Source organism: Thermopolyspora sp. NPDC052614, assembly GCF_040678635.1.
Taxonomy (GTDB): domain Bacteria; phylum Actinomycetota; class Actinomycetes; order Streptosporangiales; family Streptosporangiaceae; genus Thermopolyspora.
The window spans coordinates 14217-31671 of sequence record NZ_JBFATZ010000016.1 but is presented as its reverse complement, the minus strand read 5'-3'; the positions used below and the strand labels follow the sequence as shown (position 1 = coordinate 31671).

Genomic DNA, 17455 nt, shown 5'->3' with positions numbered 1-17455 from the left:
CGACGGGACCACGGGACTACAGCAGGATCCTCATCGGGTTCTCGATGATCTTCTGGAATGCCCGCAGCCAGCGGGCCCCCAGGGCGCCGTCGAGAGCGCGGTGGTCCCCCGAGAGGGTGACCGTCATCATCGTCGTCGCGCTGAGGGTGCCGTCGTCGCCGACGACGGGCCGCCTGCTCGCCGCGCCAACGGCGAGGATCCCCGAATGGGGTGGGTTGATGATCGCGGCGAACCGCTCGATCCCGTACATGCCGAGATTCGAGACGGTGAACGACCCCCCTTCGAGCTCGGCCTGCTTGAGTCGCCCGGCGCGGGCGCGGGCCACCAGGTCCGCCATGGTGCGGCTGACGTCGGTGAGGGAACGCCGGTCCACATCGTGGATGACCGGTGTGACCAGGCCGTCGTCGAGCGCGACCGCCACCGCGATGGAGACCTGGTTGAACCTGCGGATCGCGTCCGGCGTCCAGATCACGTTCGCCTCCGGGACCTCCTGGAACGCCGCGGCGGCCGCCTTGACGACGAAGTCGTTGACGGACGGCGTGACCGGAGCGGCCGGATCCTCCTTGATCGTACGGCGCAGCTCCAGCAGGGCGTCCACCCGGCAGTCCGCGACGAGGTAGAAGTGGGGGACCGTGTTCTTGCTCTCGGTGAGCCGACGGGCGATGGTCCGGCGCATGCCGCTGTGCGGGATGTCGGTGTATCCGGCTGCGGGCGCAGAGAGCGCTGTGGGCGCGGGAAGCGTCGGCGCTGTGGGCGCTGTGGTTGTTGTGAGTGTTGCGGGCATGGCCGCCGCGACCCGCTCGGTCCTCGCCGATTGAGCGTCGTGGTCGGGCGCGGGAGCCGCGACGCCGACGGGCGGCTCGCCGAGGCGTACGTGGCGGTCGAGGTCACGGCGCACCACGCGGCCCCCCGGACCGGTGCCGGTCACCGTGGCGAGGTCGATGCCCCGCTCGCGCGCCAGTTTGCGTACGAGAGGGGTGGAGAACCGCCTGCCCGGCTGCTCGGCCGTCACGGGCGCCGCCGCGGCGGGCCCGTCCCGATCCTCCGGCCCGTCCCGATCCTCCGGGTCGGCCGCGCCACCGCGGGCCTCGGCCAGTGCGGCCTCGGCCGACTGGCCGGGGCCGGCGAGCACGAGGATCGGCGTGCCGACGGCGACCTGTTCGCCGTCGCCCACGAGCAGGTCGGCGACGACACCGGCGCGATCGGCCTCGAAGTCGACCGCCGCCTTGTCCGTCTCGATCTCGGCGAGCGGCTGCCCGGCCGACACCTCGTCCCCGGGCGCGACGTGCCAGGCGAGCAAGGTGGCCTCGCTCATGCCGGCGAGCACCTCCGGCATCCGGATGACGGCCGCCATCACACAGCTCCGATGGCGGCCTGGCACCGCTTCAGGGCCGCGACGATGTCGTCCACCTGCGCGATCGCGGCGGCTTCGAGGACGCGGGAGATGCTCGGGCTCGCCTCGCCGCCGGTGACCCGCTCCACCGGCAGGTCGAGCCAGTCGAAGTAGCGACGCTGGATCTCGTCGGCGAGCCACCCCCCGTACGACGTGCCGCGCGCGCCCTGCTCGACGATGAGCACGCCGTTGGTCTTGCGGACGCTCGCCCCGATGGTGTCCCAGTCGATGGACGCCCGGTCCAGCCAGCGCAGGTCGATGAGGTCGGCGTCCACCCCCGCCAAGTCGATGGCCTCCCCGGCACGATGCACCATGGACAGGTAGCTGATCACGGTGAGCTCCGAGCCGGTGCGTCGCAGCGCGGCCCGCCCGAGCGGCAGGCAGTAGTCGAGGTCGCCCTCGGGCACCTCCTGGCGTACCCCGTAGAGATCGACGTGCTCGATCACCAGGACGGGGTCCTCCAGCAGCATCGCCGTGTTGAACAGCCCGATGTAGTCCGACGCGGTCGACGGAGCGACGATCCGCCAGCCCGGACTGGTCGCGAAGATCCCGGCCGGGTCCATGAGGTGCTGCGAGCCGTACCCGGTGCCCATCGCGACCTTCGTACGCAGGACGAGCGGGACGTTGTTGTGCCCGCCGAACATGTGCCGCGCCTTGCCGATCTGGTTGAACACCTGGTCGGCGGCGACCCAGAGGAAGTCCGGGTACATGAACTCGATCACCGGGCGGAAGCGCCCGTCCAGCGCCATGCCGGCGCCCAGGCCGGCGAACGCGTTCTCGCTGATGGGCGTGCCCAGGACGCGGTCGGGCGCGACCTGCAGCGCCTTCCTGGTCACCCCGTTGGTGCCGCCGCCGAGCCGGTGCACGTCCTCGCCGAGGACGATCACCCGCGGGTCGGTGGCCATCCGCCGCCCGAGGACGTTCGAGGCGGCGTCGAGGAAGCGCACGGTTGCGCGCGGCCCGTCGTACGCGGCCGGGTCCAGCGTCCGCGCGCCCGTCAGCTCGCTCGCGTCGCCGCGTACGCCGTCGTCGACGGTCGCGGGGTCCGGCCACAGCTCCGGGCGGATCCGGCGCTTGCCCGGAGCCTCCGGGTCGGGCTCGACCAGCTCGCCGGCGACCTGTCGCATCGCCTCCTGCGCCTGCTCGCGTACGCCCCGGGCCGTCGCCTCGTCGAGGAGGCCGAGGTCGCGCATCTTCCGTTCGAGCTTGACGATCGGGTCACGCAGGCGCCACTCGTTCTCCTCGTCCTTGGTCCGATAGCCGAACGCGCTGCCGGCGTAGGCGCCGTTTTGGTGGAAGTAGCGGTAGACGTCGGCCTCGATGATCACGGGCCCGTCGCCCGCGCGCATGATCTCCTCGGCCTGCCTGGTGGCCAGATGCACCGCGAGCGGGTCCATGCCGTCGACCTTCCACGCGGGGATGCCGAAGCCGAGCCCGCGGGCCGAGAGCTGGTCCTCGCGGGTGACCTCGCCGACCCGGGTGGCGACCGCGTACAGGTTGTTCTCGATGAACAGGCACAGGGGCAGGTCCCAGGCGGCGGCGAGGTTCATCGACTCCAGGACGCTGCCGATGTTGACCGCGCCGTCGCCGAAGTAGGCGATGGTGATGTCGTCGGTGCCGGCCCGTCGCTGGGCCCAGGCGTTCCCGGCGGCCAGTGGGACGCCGCCGCCGACGATCGCGTTGCTGCCCAGCGCGCCGGCTTCGAGCCACTGCAGGTGGATCGAGCCGCCCCGCCCCTTGCTGAAGCCCTGGGCGAGGCCGAGGATCTCGGCCAGCGTGCGGCGCAGCAGCGTGCGCACGTCGTCGTGGACCAGTTCCGCGAGGTCGGCCTTGCCGCCCGTCAGGTGGGTGAGGGCCTTGGCGAGGAACTGGTGGTGGCTGCGGTGCGAGCCGTTGATCGCGTCGGAGGTCCGCAGCCCGATGGCCGAGCCGACGGCCCCGCCCTCCTGCCCGATGCTCGAATGCGCGGGCCCGTGGACCAGGCCCTGGGACGCGAGTTCGAGCACGGTCTCCTCGAAGGCCCGGATGAGGTGCAGTTGCCCCAGCATGCCGCTCAGCAGGGCAGGGTCGGCCTCCTGCCAGTCGGAGTTGGTCGCGCTGAGGTGCACCCATGGGCGAATCGCCGCCAAACGTCGTTTTCGTGGCATCAGCTTCCTCGCCGCCGTCGATTGCCGCCGACGCGCCCGTTCGCCGCGTCGGAGACTCGCAATCTACGCTTGATCGTATCCAATGACAAGGCGTAATCCCCGCAAACTAGCCCTTGACAGCACGATCGACGGCCTTAATGTATCCAATGGCGCTGCCGCTCGCTGGCGGGTGGCGGCCCGGCCGACCACCGGAGGAGGAAATCCATGCCACTGCCCGGCTTGCGCGGGACCGAGCACATCGGGTTCACCGTGCCGGACCTGGACGAGGCGGACGCCTTCCTGGTCGACGTGCTCGGGTGCCGGCGCGTCTACGAGCTGGGCCCGTTCGCGCACGAGCACGACGACTGGATGCGGGAGCAGCTCAACGTCCATCCGCGCTCGGTGATGCGCAGGCTGCGCTTGTACCGCTGCGGCTTCGGCTCCAACTTCGAGGTCTTCGAGTGGGAGCCCGCCGACGGGCAACGGCCGCAGCCACGCAACAGCGACATCGGCGGGCATCACATCGCGTTCTACGTGGACGATCTCGACGCCGCCGTCGCCTACCTGCGGGCCAGGGGCGTACGGGTGCTGGGCGAGCCCGTCGCCAGTGCCAACGCCAGCGCGGGACAGAGATGGATCTACTTCGTGTCGCCGTGGGGGATGCAGTTCGAGCTGGTCAGCTTCCCCGGCGGCAAGGCGTACGAGGCGGGCGCGCCGGTGATCCTGTGGGATCCGACCCGTCCGGCCGATTAGGCATGCTGTACCCCATGACCGACAAGCATCCCGCCGACGCCCCAGTGACCTCCCCGAGCCCGGAAGACGCGAGCAGCGCCGACAGCGCGCGGCACGGCAAGGCCAGCCGGCGCATCGCCGACGGTCTACGGGCATCGATCCTGTCGGGAGAGCTGCCTCCCGGCAGCAGGATCCGGCAGGAGGAGATCGCGGCGCAGTACGGCGCCAGCCGCATTCCGGTGCGCGGGGCCCTGAGCATCCTGGAATCCGACGGTCTGGTACGGCTCGTCGCCAACTCCGGGGCCTGGGTGGCGCGGTTCAGCCGCGGCGAATGCGAGGAGTTCTACCAGATCCGCGAGCACCTGGAGCCGCTGCTCCTGCGCGCGAGCCTGCCCGGCCTGAAGCCCGAGATCCTCGACCGGATGGCCGACCTGGCCGAGGAGATGGCCCGTACCGGCCGCGCCGAGGACTTCCTGCGGCTCGACCGCGAGTTCCACGCCCTGTCCTACTCCGCGGCTCGAACCGTCGCCCTGCACGAGATCGTGCAGCGGATGTGGAACATGACCCATCACTATCGGCTGATGTTCACCCAGGTCTTCCTGGAACAACGCAGCACGATCGCCCACGACGAGCACCGCATGCTGGTCCGGGCCCTGCGCGAGGGCGACGCCGACCAGGCGGACCTGGTCGTACGCGGCCACATCCGGCGTACGCGTCTGCAACTCGCCCAGCACCCCGAACTGTTCGACGTCCTGCCCTCCGGGCCGGACTGAACCCACGCCACGAAGAAAGGCCCTTGCGCATGACGACCACCATTCAGCCGCCGAGTGCGTCCCCGATCGCCGTGACCGACCCGGCGACAGGCCAGGTGGTCAAAAAGGCCGCCGCGCACACGCCGCTCGAAATCGAGCGGCGCGTACGGGCGGCACACGACGCCGCTCGCGTCCTGCGCGGCACCGACTTCGCCACCCGAGCCTCGTGGATGCGAGAGTCGGCCGCGCTGCTCGAAGCCGACGCCGCCGACGTCGCGCGCGCCATCGTCACCGAGATGGGCAAGCCGATCCGCCAGGCCCGGGACGAGGTGACCAAGAGCGTGCGGACCATGCGGTTCTACGCCGACCGAGCCGCGGAGTTTCTGGCGGACACGCCGCTGGAGGCGCCGGGGAGCGTGGGGGCGCGGCGGGCCCTGACGCGCTACCAGCCGCTCGGCGTGGTCCTGGCCGTCATGCCGTGGAACTACCCGATCTGGCAGGTGATCAGGTTCGCGGCCCCCGCGCTGATGGCGGGCAACGCCGGCCTGCTGAAACACGCGCCGAACGTGCCGGACTCGGCGCTGTACCTCGACTCGCTGTTCACGCGCGGCGGGTTCCCGCCCGGCGCGTTCGGCGCGCTGCTGGCAGGCTCGGACGTCGTCGAGGGGATCATCGCCGACCCGCGGATCGCCGCCGTCACCCTCACCGGGTCCGAGGGCGCGGGCCGCGCGGTCGGGGCGGCGGCCGGGCACGCCATCAAGAAGGCGGTGCTCGAACTCGGCGGGTCCGACCCCTTCATCGTGCTGCCGAGCGCCGACATCGGAAAGGCGGCCGCGACGGCGCTCGCCGCGCGCATGAACAACAACGGCCAGTCCTGCATCGCCGGCAAGCGCTTCATCGTCCACACCGACGTCTACGACGAGTTCGCCGCCCTCTTCGCCGAGAAGATCGCCGCCCTCACCGTGGGCGACCCCTTCGACGAGGCCACCGACATCGGCCCGATCGCAACCGCCCGAGGCCGCGACCAACTGTCCGCACAGGTCGACGACGCCGTGGCGCACGGCGCCCGCGTACTGGCCACGGCCCCCACACCCCCGGACGCCACCGGCTGGTACTACCCGCCAACCCTGCTGGAGGACGTCGGCCCGGCGTGCCGACTGTTCCACGAGGAGGCATTCGGCCCGGTCGCGGTCCTCTACCGGGCGCGCGACGAAGCAGAGGCGGTCACACTGGCCAACGGCACGCCGTACGGGCTCAGCTCCTCGGTGTGGACGAGCGACCCCGAGCAGGAGCGCCGCATGATCGACGCCCTGGAGGCGGGCGCGGTCTTCGTCAACGGCATGTCCGTCTCCTACCCGGAGTTGCCCTTCGGCGGAATCCGAAACTCAGGCCACGGGCGCGAGCTGGGCCCGGCCGGAATCCGCGAGTTCTGCAACATGAAGACCGTCTGGATCGCCTAACGGAAGCTACCGGGCCGGCCTGACCAGGCAGACCCGATGCCTGGCAACCGCCGCCGAGCAAGCACTCAGGTCTCCTAAACCGCTGTTTGAGTCCCAGCGTCGTTGCATTCCTGCTCGCTGCCGATGCGGTTCCTTCTCTTGGGCCTGCCGTAGCTCGGTGGGCCGATCCCGGCCACTCCGGAGGAACCGGACGCGGCTCGCGCGGGCTCCGGCGCTCAACCGCGCGCATGATCGAGCTTTGTTGCGATCGCGGCGGGGGAGTACTGGCCAGACGGCGGTGTTCTTGAGAACTGGGCGCTAGAGTGCTCAGCGTAGCCGAGCGATGACAGCGGGCCTGCCAGGTGCGGGAACACCTGACAGGCCCTTGATCGCCATCCTGGAAGCTCAGGAAGGAGACCCGAGTGTCCAGCGTACCGACTCTTGCCGTGCCTGTTGAAGAGGTACGAGGTACGTCGAAGGTCAACGATCGGCAATGGGTCAGTTCGCGTGCCGTGGCGTGGGTGATTCACGAGGCGCCCGTCCCCGCCGATCTCGCGTTCACGTTGACCGTGATCGCCGCTCGGTGCGATGAGAACGGGCGGGGTTCCTACCAGTCCATCGCCACGATCGCGGCCCTTGTCGGCAAGTCGTGTAAGCAGGCGCAGCGCGACATCGCACGGCTGCGGGAGTTGGGTCTGCTGCTGATCGGTGATCAGAGCCTCGTCGAACATCTGCCTCCCGGCCGACGTCCGGTGGTCTACGACGTGCCGCTGCACATGTGCGGCCCGAAGCCTGCCAAGGAGTCGCGGAACAAGTCCGGAGTTCGGAAGGCGAGGGCCACCTGTTCCGCCGCCGGGACCCCTCCCATGGATGGGACCCCTCCCGCCGACGTCGCCTCTCCCACGGACGGGGTCCCCACCCCTCCCATGGATGGGGTCCCCACCCCTCCCATCCATGGGGACCAAACAATCCTGTTGAACAAACCAGAGAAAAACTTCTCTCTCTCGCAGCGCGAGCACCCCGCCGAACCGGCGTCGCCGGATGAGAGAGAGATCGATTCCGGCGTAGATCCATTCATCGCCTGGCTGATGGCCGAGCACGACGCCGGCCAAGAGGAGGTCGCCTCGATCCTCAGAGACGTCCAACGCGAAGGCCGCATCGTCAGCGTGGTCGCCTGGGCGTTCTCAGCGACCGGGCGCGCCGACTTCGCCCGCCGCCTCGACGACAACCGCCGGTTCCTAACCGTCACCCGCGGCCGACTCGCCACCGAGAAGCCCCGAAAATGCGGCGAGTGCGACGGCACCGGCTGGCGCGGCGAGGACGACGAGGGGCGTCCCTGGCTCTGCCCGCACTGCAAGCCCCATCTCGCCCATATGGTCAGCCTGGCTGCCGTACCTTGAGTCGCCCTGCGCCTGCCCCGCCCTCGGGCCCATCGCCGGTCACGGGGGTACGTGCCGCCATTTCCGCTGGCGGCGTTCGTAGACGGGGTGCGGGCCGGATACCGGGCGGCGAGGGCGATGGGACGGCTCGGTGTGAACCCGGGGTGAGGAGGTGTTGACGGGGGGTTCGCGGGTCAGGCATATTGCGGTTGCGAGTAAGAGGAGTCGCCACTGATGCAATCTGACGCTGACGTCGTATTGACTCCCGATCTGATGATTCCCGCCGCTGCCGATGCCGTTCTCGGTGTGCCGGTGTTCAGCGTTGTCAGGACGATTTTCGGCGCGTTGGAAAGGGCCTCGGAGGCTGCGGCGACCGCGGAATTTCGCCGAAACGTGCTGCGTCAGCTGAATGTGTCGAACGCGATTGCGATCGTGGGCGCCGCGGCGAGCATCGCCCAACTGGGCGCGGTCGTCTACGACCTCGCCACCGAACGCAGGCGTCGGGAGGACGCCGCCAAGTTGGAGATGTGGTTGCGGACCTGGCAGCACGCGTTCGCACTTGAGCAGCAGCGCGATGCCGAACGGCTGCGCCAGCAGACCCTCGAACTCGAGGCGTACACCCACGTTCGTCCATTCAAGGAACTGGGTCCACTCGGGTCGTTGCGGAGCAACATCGCGCTCAAGGGCGGGCGGGATCTGCCGACCCTGATCGTCGCCGCGCCGCCGGCCGACCTTCCCGGGCATCCGTGGGATGGGGTGCGCTGGCTTGTTGAACAGGAGCTGGAGCAGTACTCGGACATCCTCAAGACCATCATCGCCAAAGATCACTTCGATTGGCCCGACGCCTCGTTGCTCCGTTACGAGTTGGACGGCCTCCCGGTGATATTCGCCGAGCTGCGTCCGCTGGGACAAAAGCTTCATTCCCGGCTGGGCGGTGCGCATCTACTGCCGAATGACCTGTTTCCGGTACTGCCTGCCCAGACGGTGGCCTCGCTCACGTTCGATCCCGCTCGAGCCTCCGGTACGGCCGATCCCGACGGCATCGAGGCCAACCGCGAGTTCGCCGCCCGGTGGGCCGCTTACCTGTTCGTGCGCGCCGCGGACGAGTTCCATCTGATGCACGGCATCGGCTATGACGAGCGCGTCGACCACGCGGCGGCGCGCGCCGGACTGCCGCCGGGAAACTGGGCGGCCGACGGCGTCGACCTTCACCTGGTCAGGGACAAGGCCTACCATCTGCTGCACGTGGCCGACCGCCGGTTCCGGGAGGGGAATCTCCGCGCCGCCGAAGACGCCCTGCACGGCGCCCTCGACCAGATCACGGGTTCGGTTTCACAGCGGAGGCCAAAACTCGTCGAGCATGTGGCGTTGGCCGCCCGAAGCGGCCGGATGACACCGGACCATCGGCGTAAACTCGTCGATGTTCTTTCACGCGTCGCACCCGACCCCCGGCATGTCAGGAATCTGGAGCAGGCGGTTCTGTCGGACGGCGGATATATGCGCGTGCGTTCACGGGCGCTGAGCAGTGGCCCTCTCCCGGCGATCGCACCGCCGCCGATATGAGATGACGTTGGTATGAAATGACCAGGAGTCGCGAAATCGCCTCTCTGGAGGTAGTGGTCATAGGCCTGCCCGGCAGCGGGAAAACCAGTCTCATCGCACGATCATGGAATGCGGCCCGCAGAGCGGGCCTGGATTTTCGTTTGCCGTGGAAATTTCCGGATGAGGATTCGATCCGATCCGAGATCGCCTATGAAAAGACCCACCGGAGCTGGGGGGTGAGAACCAGCCGCGAAACCGCTCTTCGACGCCGGCTGCTGGTGGACCGAATCGGCTGGTGGCGGCGCAACGCGGCCTATGCCCGGCGACTGAGCGAGATCGCGCGTGCCGCCCGCCGCGGGCGCGCACCTGCGGGCACCCCCCTCGAGTTCGACGAATGGTGGCTGCGGCTCTCCTCGTCCAGCCATGTTGTGGTGGAGCTCGTCGACATGCCTTGGACCGATCTCGTCGAGTACGGAGGGGCGGCGCTCCCATCCGCCGACGGCGTCGTGCTCACCGTGGATGCCGACACCCCTGGTCTCGACGGATGGCGGACCACACGGACGCTTGTCAACTGCCTGCAGATCGCGCTTCCGGCTGACCGCCGCATCCCTGTCGTCCTGGCTTTGACCGGCCGTAGCCGGGGAAAACCCGAGGGCCTGCCGGATGGGCTGCTCACGTATCTCGCGGCGGCGGAGTCGGCCGGTCGCGCCCGTGGCCTCACCGTTCCGGTCACCACTCATGGGTGGCGTCCTCGAAACAGTGCCGTCCCGATAGCCTGGCTCATCCAGGAGGCAGTCCCGTCGGACTATCGGCCGGTTTCTCGTTTGCTTACGCCGGAAGTACGCGCGGGCGGCTGGCCGGACACTCATAGCCGGCTCGCTCCCCGGATCAGCGATGGTTTCGACAACCGCGTACTGACTCCCCCACTGACCAGGGTTGTCGTGCTCGGCGAGCCGGGCGCGGGGCGCACCGCATTGTTGGCCGCGATGAACCGGGGGCTTGACCCGTCATCAGGGCTGTGGCTGCACCTTCCCCGGTACGAACAGCATCACGCCTTAGCCGACATGTGGGACGGCATCGTCAGCGGTGCGCCCGTCCCGGTACCGGAGGACACCCGGTACGGGTGGGAGCTTGTGGACGGCGCGGTTCCGATCATGCAGGTTGACTGGCATGAGCCTCCCGAACCCGCGGTCGGCAGCGAAGCATGCGTGATCATCACCATCGACGCCTCCCGCCTCCGCGACCCGTTGACGCCGACAACCATCCGGCACGTCGCCTCCAGTACCCGCGCCGATCAAATCAATCGGGCTCTCACCGCCCAGATCGCCCAGCGCCGAGCATCCGGAGCCGCGCTTCCGTTCGTCATCGTCGTCGTCACCAAGACCGACCTGATCAGGCTCGGTGACGGCTATTCGCGATCCCGCCCGATGCTCGTCAACGACCTAGCCCAGCTTCTGCCCGATGTCTTCGCCGCCGAGGATCTCATAGTCGCGGTTACGACCACGGAAATGCCGCGACCGGCCCGGACCGCTACGGAAACGCTTCGAGCTCGGGGCACGGAGCTTCTGGCGTACCTGCTGTTCTGGTATGCCCTGCGGATAGGGCAAGAGTCCAAGTCGATGACCCGGCGAATGTACGAGAAGGCCCGTGACGACCAGATCGCCAAGGCAAACGCCGCGCGCGATAAGGCCAGCTCCTGGGAGGAACAACTCGGGGTCATCGGGCGGGCGATCGGATGGGTGTACGGACGTAAGGCCGACAAGGCGTACGGCAAGGCGCGGGAGAGCGAGTACAACGCCCAGTCGGCGGCGTCGGTCATCGAGTGGGTCGCCTCCTTCCGGAAGGATCTCACGCAGCAACTGGCCGAGGTGACGTTTCTGCGCGGCGGTGTCCCCTTCGTCCCAAACCTGTCTCCGGAACCGGAAGAAGGCCTTTGATCGAGCCGAGGTTCGAATGCCTGCTCGGCGTCACCGTGCTGTCGGAGAGATCGGTGTGCGTACATCGGCCAGGTGCTGCCCGCGCGTCGTTTCGAGGATCGGTCTGCGACACACCGCCACGCGTCTGATCACTGCCATACGCACGATGTACGCGGCCGGGGTGCTTTATCAGGCCGTGCATCGGGTGTGGATTCCGGTCGCGGTGCTGGTCGGTTACAGTTTCGGGCCGAGCGTGGGCTTTCCCACGGCCGGAACTTCTGATGGTGGCACCGCATTTTTTCGCCGCAATCGTTTTCCGGTTGCATAGGCTCTCGGTTGCATAGGCTGGGCGTCGATGTCGATCTCGTGGTGAGGGGCCGCCGTGACCGCCGAGGTGTCCGACGGGACCTTACGTTTCGCGGCGGGCTCGCTTGTTGTGATTACCGGGTTGCCCGGGGCGGGGAAGAGCACGCTGCTGGCGCGGCTCTATGGCCTGACCGGTGAAGAGATCGCGCCGGTGGCCGTGGGGGCGGTTCGGGTGATCGACTCGGGGCAGTCGCGGAATCGCTGGGCGCGGTCTCTGGCGTGGGTGGCGAAGCCGGTTCGGACGCTCGTCGTGTATCTCACGCATGTTTCGCGTATCGCCCGGATGCTGGCCGACGGGCATTCCGTGGTCGCCCACAATCGGGGGGCCTGGGCGCATGTGCTGTACGGCTTCGCGTGGCTGGCCCGTCGGTATGGGCGGGAGTTCCATTTGGTCCTGCTGGACGTCGAGCCCGAGACGGCGCTGGCCGGGCAGCGGGTGCGTGGCCGGGTCGTGGCCCCCGGTACGTTCGCCCGGCACTGCCGGCGGTGGCGGAGACTGATCGGGCAGGTGCGGAGCGGGAAACCGGGGCCGGCGACGAGCGTGACCGTTCTGGACCGTGAGGCGGCGGACGCCGTTCGCGGGATCGTCTTTGTGGAGTGGAAGGTGGTCGCGGCCGGCTCGCCGGGACGGGGCGGCCGGTCTCGTCCGTGAGCAGCGAGGGGTCCGCGGGGGTGGGTCATGCGCGGGCCCGGGTCATCGGTCGCGGGCGGCCATCTGGTCCGCGTGCAGCTTCTTGTGGAAGTGCTGGAGCAGGGTGACGAGGTGTTCGACGTCGGCGTCGTCCAGGTCCTCGATGAGCCGGTTCTCCGTTTCGCGCAGCTTCTCCCGCACCTTCGCGTAGAGGAGGCGCCCCTTGTCGGTGATGGAGGTGTCGATGACGCGGGCGTTGTCCTTGCGCACCCGTCGTACGACGAGGCCCTGCTCGGCGAGCTGCATGAGGGCGGCGCCCATCGACTGGGCGGTGATGTGGTTCTTCCTGGCCAGGTCGGCGGCGGACATGTCGCCCTCGCGGGCGAGATGGGCCAGCGCGCCGAGCTGTGCGCGGGTGAGGCCCATCGGCCGCAGGACCCGGTCGAGGTTGTGCCCGATAAGGAAGGTGAGCTGGTAGATCAGGTAGTAGGGCCTGGTCATCGGATCCACTGCGGTCGCATCTTCATGGGCCATTTGACTTCTCCGTGTTGAACTTCGCGAGATCAGTGTAGTAAGGTCCCTTATATAAGGTGTCTTCCATTGAAGCCCCTTATGATCGGAACCCGTGCACCGGGTGGTGGGTCGGGAGCGCGGACGGATTCATCATCCTCCGCGCTCCCCCAGGCCGGTACGCCGCCCTTCGGTGCGTCGTGACCGGCGCCGCCGGAGCCGGGCGTCGACAGGATGGTGGTGTGCTCGTCCCAACCGCGAGAGTCGCAGCCATATTCAAGGGTTGTCACATTCCACCGCGTACTCGATGGCGTAGTGATTTCCCTGGGGCTCGTCGTCGTATCTCCGCACGGCCCCGACAAAAAGTCTGATAGCTGATCCTTGTAATGGACGCCGCCGGCCGTTGCCCCGGCGGAGTGTTTCTTGAGCACCGCAATCCCGATCGTACGTGGTGTGTGCTCGTGGCATGCGCCATGCCTGGCGTGTGAAAGGACAGGTCATGCGCCCACGCCTGCTGGATGATGTGCGATATGTCGAATGCCAGGAGGGTGTGTACATTGAGAACGGCCTCGGCTCCTGCATTTTAGAGGGCCGGCAGGTCCATCGGTGGATCGAAGCCCTCGCGCCACGGCTGTCCGGCGACCGGGACCTGGCGGAGATCACCCACGGCCTCCCCGACGCGCACCGCGAGATGGTGGAAGAGCTGGTCAGGACGCTGGCCGAGCGCCGCTTCGTCGTCGACGCCCGCGACGACCGGGCACACGACCTCTCCGCGCGCGAGCTCACGGAGTACGCGCCCGAATTGGCGTTCATCCGGTACGCGTACGACTCGGCGGAATGGCGCTTCCAGCAGGTGCGCAACGCGCGGATCCTGCTGTACGGGCGGGGGCCGGTCCTCGCCGCGGTCGCCGAGGACGGGCTGCGGTCGGGCTGGCGGCGGCTGCGCGTCCTCACCCCTGACGCGGACGACGCCGCCCTGCACGAGGCAGCCCGGCGCGGCCTGCGGGACGACGCGCAGCAGGTCCGCGTCGAGGAGGCGGGACCCGACCCGGCCGCCGACCCCCTGCTGCACGCGTACGTCGCCGGCGCCGATCTCGTGGTGCACGTCGCGTCCGGCGAAGCCGCCGAGGAATTGGCCACGGTCGCCCGGCTGTGCGCCGACGCCGACGTGGCGCTGACGCAGGCGCTGGTACGCGACACGGACGCGTGGGCGACGCCGATCTACGAACGGGACCACGCGCTCGCGGAGTCGGGGTGGCGATGGCTGGCCGCCGGTGCGACCGGAGGGCGAAGGCCGGGCGTGCCGTGGCTGACGGGACCGGTGCCGTCGCTGATCGCCGCCGGGATCGTCCTGCGCTGCTTCCGCCACCTCGCACAGATGCGCCCCGAACGTCCGGACACGCCGTCCGGAGCCCGGATGACCGCGACGATGACGCGCGTCGATCTGGAGACCCTCGACACGTCCGTGCACCGGTTCCACCGTCACCCGGCCGGCGGCGTGGCACCGGACGACGCGGCGACCCGGGACATGATCGCCTCACTGTCGGCGGCCGGACGCGTCCCACAGAGGGACCTGCTCGAACGCGCCAGCACCTTCGAGGATCCCTACCTGGGACCGCTGCGTTCGCTCGACGAGGAGGATCTGCCGCAGGTGCCGCTCGCCCTGTGCCGGGCCACCGTGATCGATCCGTACGGCGGTCGCCCGTCCTCGGCGGTGGCCCCGGTCGTCGGATGGGGACCCGACCGCGAGACCGCGCAGGTCCGGGCGGTGCTGGCCGCCCTGGCCGCCTACGGGTCCCTGGTGGCCGGGCACGAGTCCCGGCAGGGCGGCGGCGAGGGCCTCGTATGGGGGAAGGACCTGCTCACCGGGTCTGTACGCCGGGTGCCGCTGCCCGCTCTAAGCCCCGCCGCAGAGGACGCAGGGGGCGTAGAGGACGCAGGGGGCGTAGAGGGCACAGGGGGCACGGCGTACACGGCGCCCATCGGCGTCGCGGCGGGCCTGTCCTGGGCCGAGGCGGTGGAGGCCGGCCTGCTCGCCCACTTCGAGGCGTTGCCGATCCTCGGCGAGCACGACGACGCCTCCCGCGTCGATCCGCTGCGGCAGGCGGAGGACGACGGCGATGTCCTCGACACGCTACGCCTGCTTGAGCGTACCGGCGAGGCGTTCGAGTTCCACGATCACAGCGCCGCGGTCGGCCTGCCCGCCTACACCGTGACCCTCCAGGGCGACGTGGTGGCCCGATCGGTGGCCGCGGCCCGCGTGCCCGCCCTGCGCCACGCGGCGCGGCACGCCCTGCTGAGCTGGCAGACCCGAGCCGCAGGACGGCCCGAGGCCGTACCCGCGACGCGGCGATGGGCGTCGGACGTGCCGCCGCCGACGGCGGAACCCCCACCGGCTCCGGCCCGCCTCGCCTCCCGGCTGTCACGCGTCACCGGCCGCACCCCCGTGGCCGTGCCGCTCGCCCGCGACGACGTGCTGAGCTCGCTGCTCCCCTTCGTCGTCCAGGTGGTGCTGTGCGATGACTGACCTGCGAACGGACGCGCACCCGCCGGGAACGCGAACCGCGGAGTGGGTCGGCCACCGGCGGTCCGCCGTCATCGGCGCCGGCCGCATCGCCCGGGCCCTCGCCGTCGGGGGCGGTGAGGGCCTGATGCGATACGCGCCGACCGTGCCCCGGCCGCTCGGCCACCGGGACCGCGACCTGCCCCCCGACGAGCTCAACCCGCACCCCCACCCGTTCCCGTGACGCCGTCCCCGGCCGCGGAGGCCAAGATGATCGTTCGGACCGCGCGGCCCGTCGCCCGCGCATCGCGACCGGCGCGGCCGCCCGCGGGCGAGGCGACCCGCCGCTTCCTCGCCGAAGCGGACCGGCCGCCGGCCGTCCCCCGCCCGTGGACGGCGAAGGCGACCGGCGCGTTCAAGCGGTACGCGGACGCCGAGCGACTGAACCTGCCCGACGACCGGGGGGACGCGCCGCTCGGCTCGGGGCCGTTCGTCGGCCACCTGCTGCGGCACCTTCTCGGCATCGGCCGCTGCGGCTGGGCCTACGACCTGCTCGTGCCGGGGGCGCGGCCCGGTCCGGTGGTCGTGGCGCCGCAGCGGCCGGTTCCGTCGGAGGGCGAGCTGTATCCGATCGAGGCGTACGTCGCCGGCGGGTCCCGGGGGTTCCCCGATGGGCTGCATCACTACGATCGCGCGCATCACGCGCTGCAACGCCTGCGCCCGGGCGATCACCGCGCGGCGCTGCTCGAAGCGCTGACCGCGCCACCAGCCGAGCCGCCCGACCTGGTGATCGTCCTTACGGCGGTGTTCTGGCGGAGCGGCGTCAAGTACGGCGATTTCGCCTACAAACTGCAGTGCCAGGAGACGGGCGCGCTGGTGGCGCAGTCGCTGGCGCTGACCGAGGATCTCGACGTCTCCGTCCGGCCGTATCTGGACTTCGACGGCGCCTTGGTCGAGGCGCTGCTCGCCCTGACGCGCGGGGCCGAGGGCGCGCTCGCCGTACTCTGCCTGACCGGGTCGGGAGCGCGGGAACCGGCCGCGACGGCGCCGGGCGCGAGCGAACTCATCGCCCGGCGGGCCGCCAAGGCGATCGACCCGCCTCCCTCGGTGACCGCGTCGCTGCCGCTGCTCACCGCCCTGCATGCCGCCGCCACGATCCCGGGCGGCGGGCCGGGCTCGGGCGGGAACCCGGAACCCGCCCGCGCAGGCCCGCCGCCCGATGACGACCCCGCCGTACGGCTGCCGGAACCGGTGCCGGTCCGGTTGCGCGCGGGCGTCGCCCACCGCAGGTCGGCCCCGGCCGGATTCGCGCCGGCGCCCATCCCCGCGGAGGTGTTCGCGGGCATCCTGGCGGCCGCGGCGGGCGGCCGACCAGGGGAGCGGGACAGTACGTCCGAGGGGCCGGCCACCTGCGGGGTGTGGGCGTTGGCGCTGCGCGTGGACGGCGTGCGGCCGGGTGGTTACCGGTACGACCCGGAGGGCAGGCTGGTCGGCGCCGCCGTACCGTGGCGGGGGCTCGACGAGATCGCCGCGAAGGTGTGGCCGTCCACCGCGCTCGCCCTCCGCGAGGCGGCGGCGGTGATCCTCCCGGTCGGCGACCCCCTCGGCGGCGTCGCGACGTCCGGCGACCTCTGGTACCGCCTGCAGCTGACCGAGTCCGGGGCCGTCGTCCACCGGGCCGCCCTGGCAGCCGCCGCGCTCGGGCTCGCGTCCCGGATCCACTCCGATGTCTGCTGCGGGCCGACGGATTCGGCACTCGGCCTGCGGCCGGGTCATCGCAGCCTGAGCGCCCTGCTCGTGGGCGTGACTCCGCGCCGCACTCCCGTCCGATTCGTCCCAGGCCGGTACCGGCCCGACTGACGTCGCCCGCGCCGACCCTTCTCGGCGCAGGTCACAACAACCAGGAGGAAGTCATGCAGGACGGTTCCCCGTTCGACCTGTCGGCCTGGGCGGTCGAGTCGATCAACGCGCTCGGCGGCGTCGACGAGGGGCACGGCATGACCGAACCCGCCGCGGGCGTCACCTGCCTCTGCGGCGGTGCCTGCACCACCTGTAGTGGCAGCACGCCGAGCTTATCGAGGACGAGGTCCTGTAGCTGCTGGACTCCGCCGATCACCGGGTGACGGCGGGCGGCGTCCGGGCCGCGGACGGGGTGGCCCGGACGCC

General features: G+C 70.2%; 15 protein-coding genes. 12 read left to right on the top strand and 3 right to left on the bottom strand.

What is annotated here, in order from left to right; genetic code table 11:
• Nucleotides 1-16: 16 nt before the first annotated feature.
• Nucleotides 17-1354 (bottom strand): dihydrolipoamide acetyltransferase family protein, encoded by a 1338-nt coding sequence (locus AB0K60_RS28265; RefSeq protein WP_364061510.1) that lies wholly within the window; start codon nt 1352-1354, stop codon nt 17-19.
• The gene (locus AB0K60_RS28260; protein ID WP_364061507.1) at nt 1354-3501 is read right to left on the bottom strand and encodes a thiamine pyrophosphate-dependent enzyme; all 2148 of its coding nucleotides are present in this window, start codon (nt 3499-3501) and stop codon (nt 1354-1356) included. The genes AB0K60_RS28265 and AB0K60_RS28260 overlap by 1 nt, the downstream gene beginning before the upstream one ends.
• 243 nt (nt 3502-3744) lie before the next feature.
• On the opposite strand from AB0K60_RS28260, the gene AB0K60_RS28255 reads away from it, so the two are divergent.
• The 8 genes from AB0K60_RS28255 (at nt 3745) to AB0K60_RS28220 (ending at nt 12297) form a co-directional block, all read left to right on the top strand.
• Nucleotides 3745-4272 carry a VOC family protein gene (locus AB0K60_RS28255; protein ID WP_364061504.1) on the top strand — a complete coding sequence of 176 codons (528 nt, stop codon included), beginning with the start codon at nt 3745-3747 and terminating at the stop codon, nt 4270-4272.
• 14 nt (nt 4273-4286) lie between these two features.
• On the top strand, nt 4287-5024 hold the full coding sequence (locus AB0K60_RS28250; RefSeq protein WP_364061501.1) for a GntR family transcriptional regulator: 738 nt from the start codon (nt 4287-4289) through the stop codon (nt 5022-5024).
• Nucleotides 5025-5053: 29 nt separating this feature from the next.
• Complete coding sequence (locus AB0K60_RS28245; RefSeq protein WP_364061498.1) at nt 5054-6463, top strand: aldehyde dehydrogenase family protein; 1410 nt, start codon at nt 5054-5056, stop codon at nt 6461-6463.
• 401 nt (nt 6464-6864) lie between these two features.
• The gene (locus tag AB0K60_RS28240) at nt 6865-7842 is read left to right on the top strand and encodes a helix-turn-helix domain-containing protein (protein WP_364061495.1); all 978 of its coding nucleotides are present in this window, start codon (nt 6865-6867) and stop codon (nt 7840-7842) included.
• A 213-nt stretch (nt 7843-8055) separates the two neighbouring features.
• On the top strand, nt 8056-9384 hold the full coding sequence (locus AB0K60_RS28235) for a hypothetical protein (RefSeq protein ID WP_364061492.1): 1329 nt from the start codon (nt 8056-8058) through the stop codon (nt 9382-9384).
• Nucleotides 9385-9401: 17 nt separating this feature from the next.
• On the top strand, nt 9402-11300 hold the full coding sequence (locus tag AB0K60_RS28230; protein WP_364061489.1) for a hypothetical protein: 1899 nt from the start codon (nt 9402-9404) through the stop codon (nt 11298-11300).
• Nucleotides 11301-11445: 145 nt separating this feature from the next.
• Nucleotides 11446-11607 (top strand): hypothetical protein, encoded by a 162-nt coding sequence (locus AB0K60_RS28225; RefSeq protein WP_364061486.1) that lies wholly within the window; start codon nt 11446-11448, stop codon nt 11605-11607.
• Between the two features lie 54 nt (nt 11608-11661).
• A complete protein-coding gene (locus AB0K60_RS28220; protein WP_364061483.1) occupies nt 11662-12297 on the top strand; it encodes an AAA family ATPase in 636 nt (211 codons plus the stop codon).
• Nucleotides 12298-12339: 42 nt separating this feature from the next.
• On the opposite strand, the gene AB0K60_RS28215 is transcribed toward AB0K60_RS28220, so the two are convergent.
• Nucleotides 12340-12777, bottom strand: a complete 438-nt coding sequence (locus tag AB0K60_RS28215; RefSeq protein ID WP_364061480.1) for a MarR family transcriptional regulator — start codon at nt 12775-12777, stop codon at nt 12340-12342.
• Nucleotides 12778-13336: 559 nt separating this feature from the next.
• Here AB0K60_RS28215 and AB0K60_RS28210 point away from each other — a divergent pair.
• Genes AB0K60_RS28210 through AB0K60_RS28195 form a run of 4 tightly spaced genes read left to right on the top strand, consistent with a single transcriptional unit; the run spans nt 13337 to nt 17412 of the window.
• Nucleotides 13337-15313 carry a hypothetical protein gene (locus AB0K60_RS28210; RefSeq protein ID WP_364061477.1) on the top strand — a complete coding sequence of 659 codons (1977 nt, stop codon included), beginning with the start codon at nt 13337-13339 and terminating at the stop codon, nt 15311-15313.
• Nucleotides 15306-15533, top strand: a complete 228-nt coding sequence (locus AB0K60_RS28205; protein ID WP_364061474.1) for a hypothetical protein — start codon at nt 15306-15308, stop codon at nt 15531-15533. Before AB0K60_RS28210 ends, AB0K60_RS28205 begins: the two co-directional genes overlap by 8 nt.
• Nucleotides 15534-15559: 26 nt before the next feature.
• Nucleotides 15560-17149: a SagB/ThcOx family dehydrogenase gene (locus tag AB0K60_RS28200; protein ID WP_364061471.1), complete on the top strand. Its 1590-nt coding sequence runs from the start codon at nt 15560-15562 to the stop codon at nt 17147-17149.
• Nucleotides 17150-17202: 53 nt separating this feature from the next.
• Entirely contained in the window at nt 17203-17412 is a 210-nt protein-coding gene (locus AB0K60_RS28195) for a hypothetical protein (RefSeq protein ID WP_364061468.1), read from the top strand.
• Nucleotides 17413-17455 lie beyond the last annotated feature (43 nt).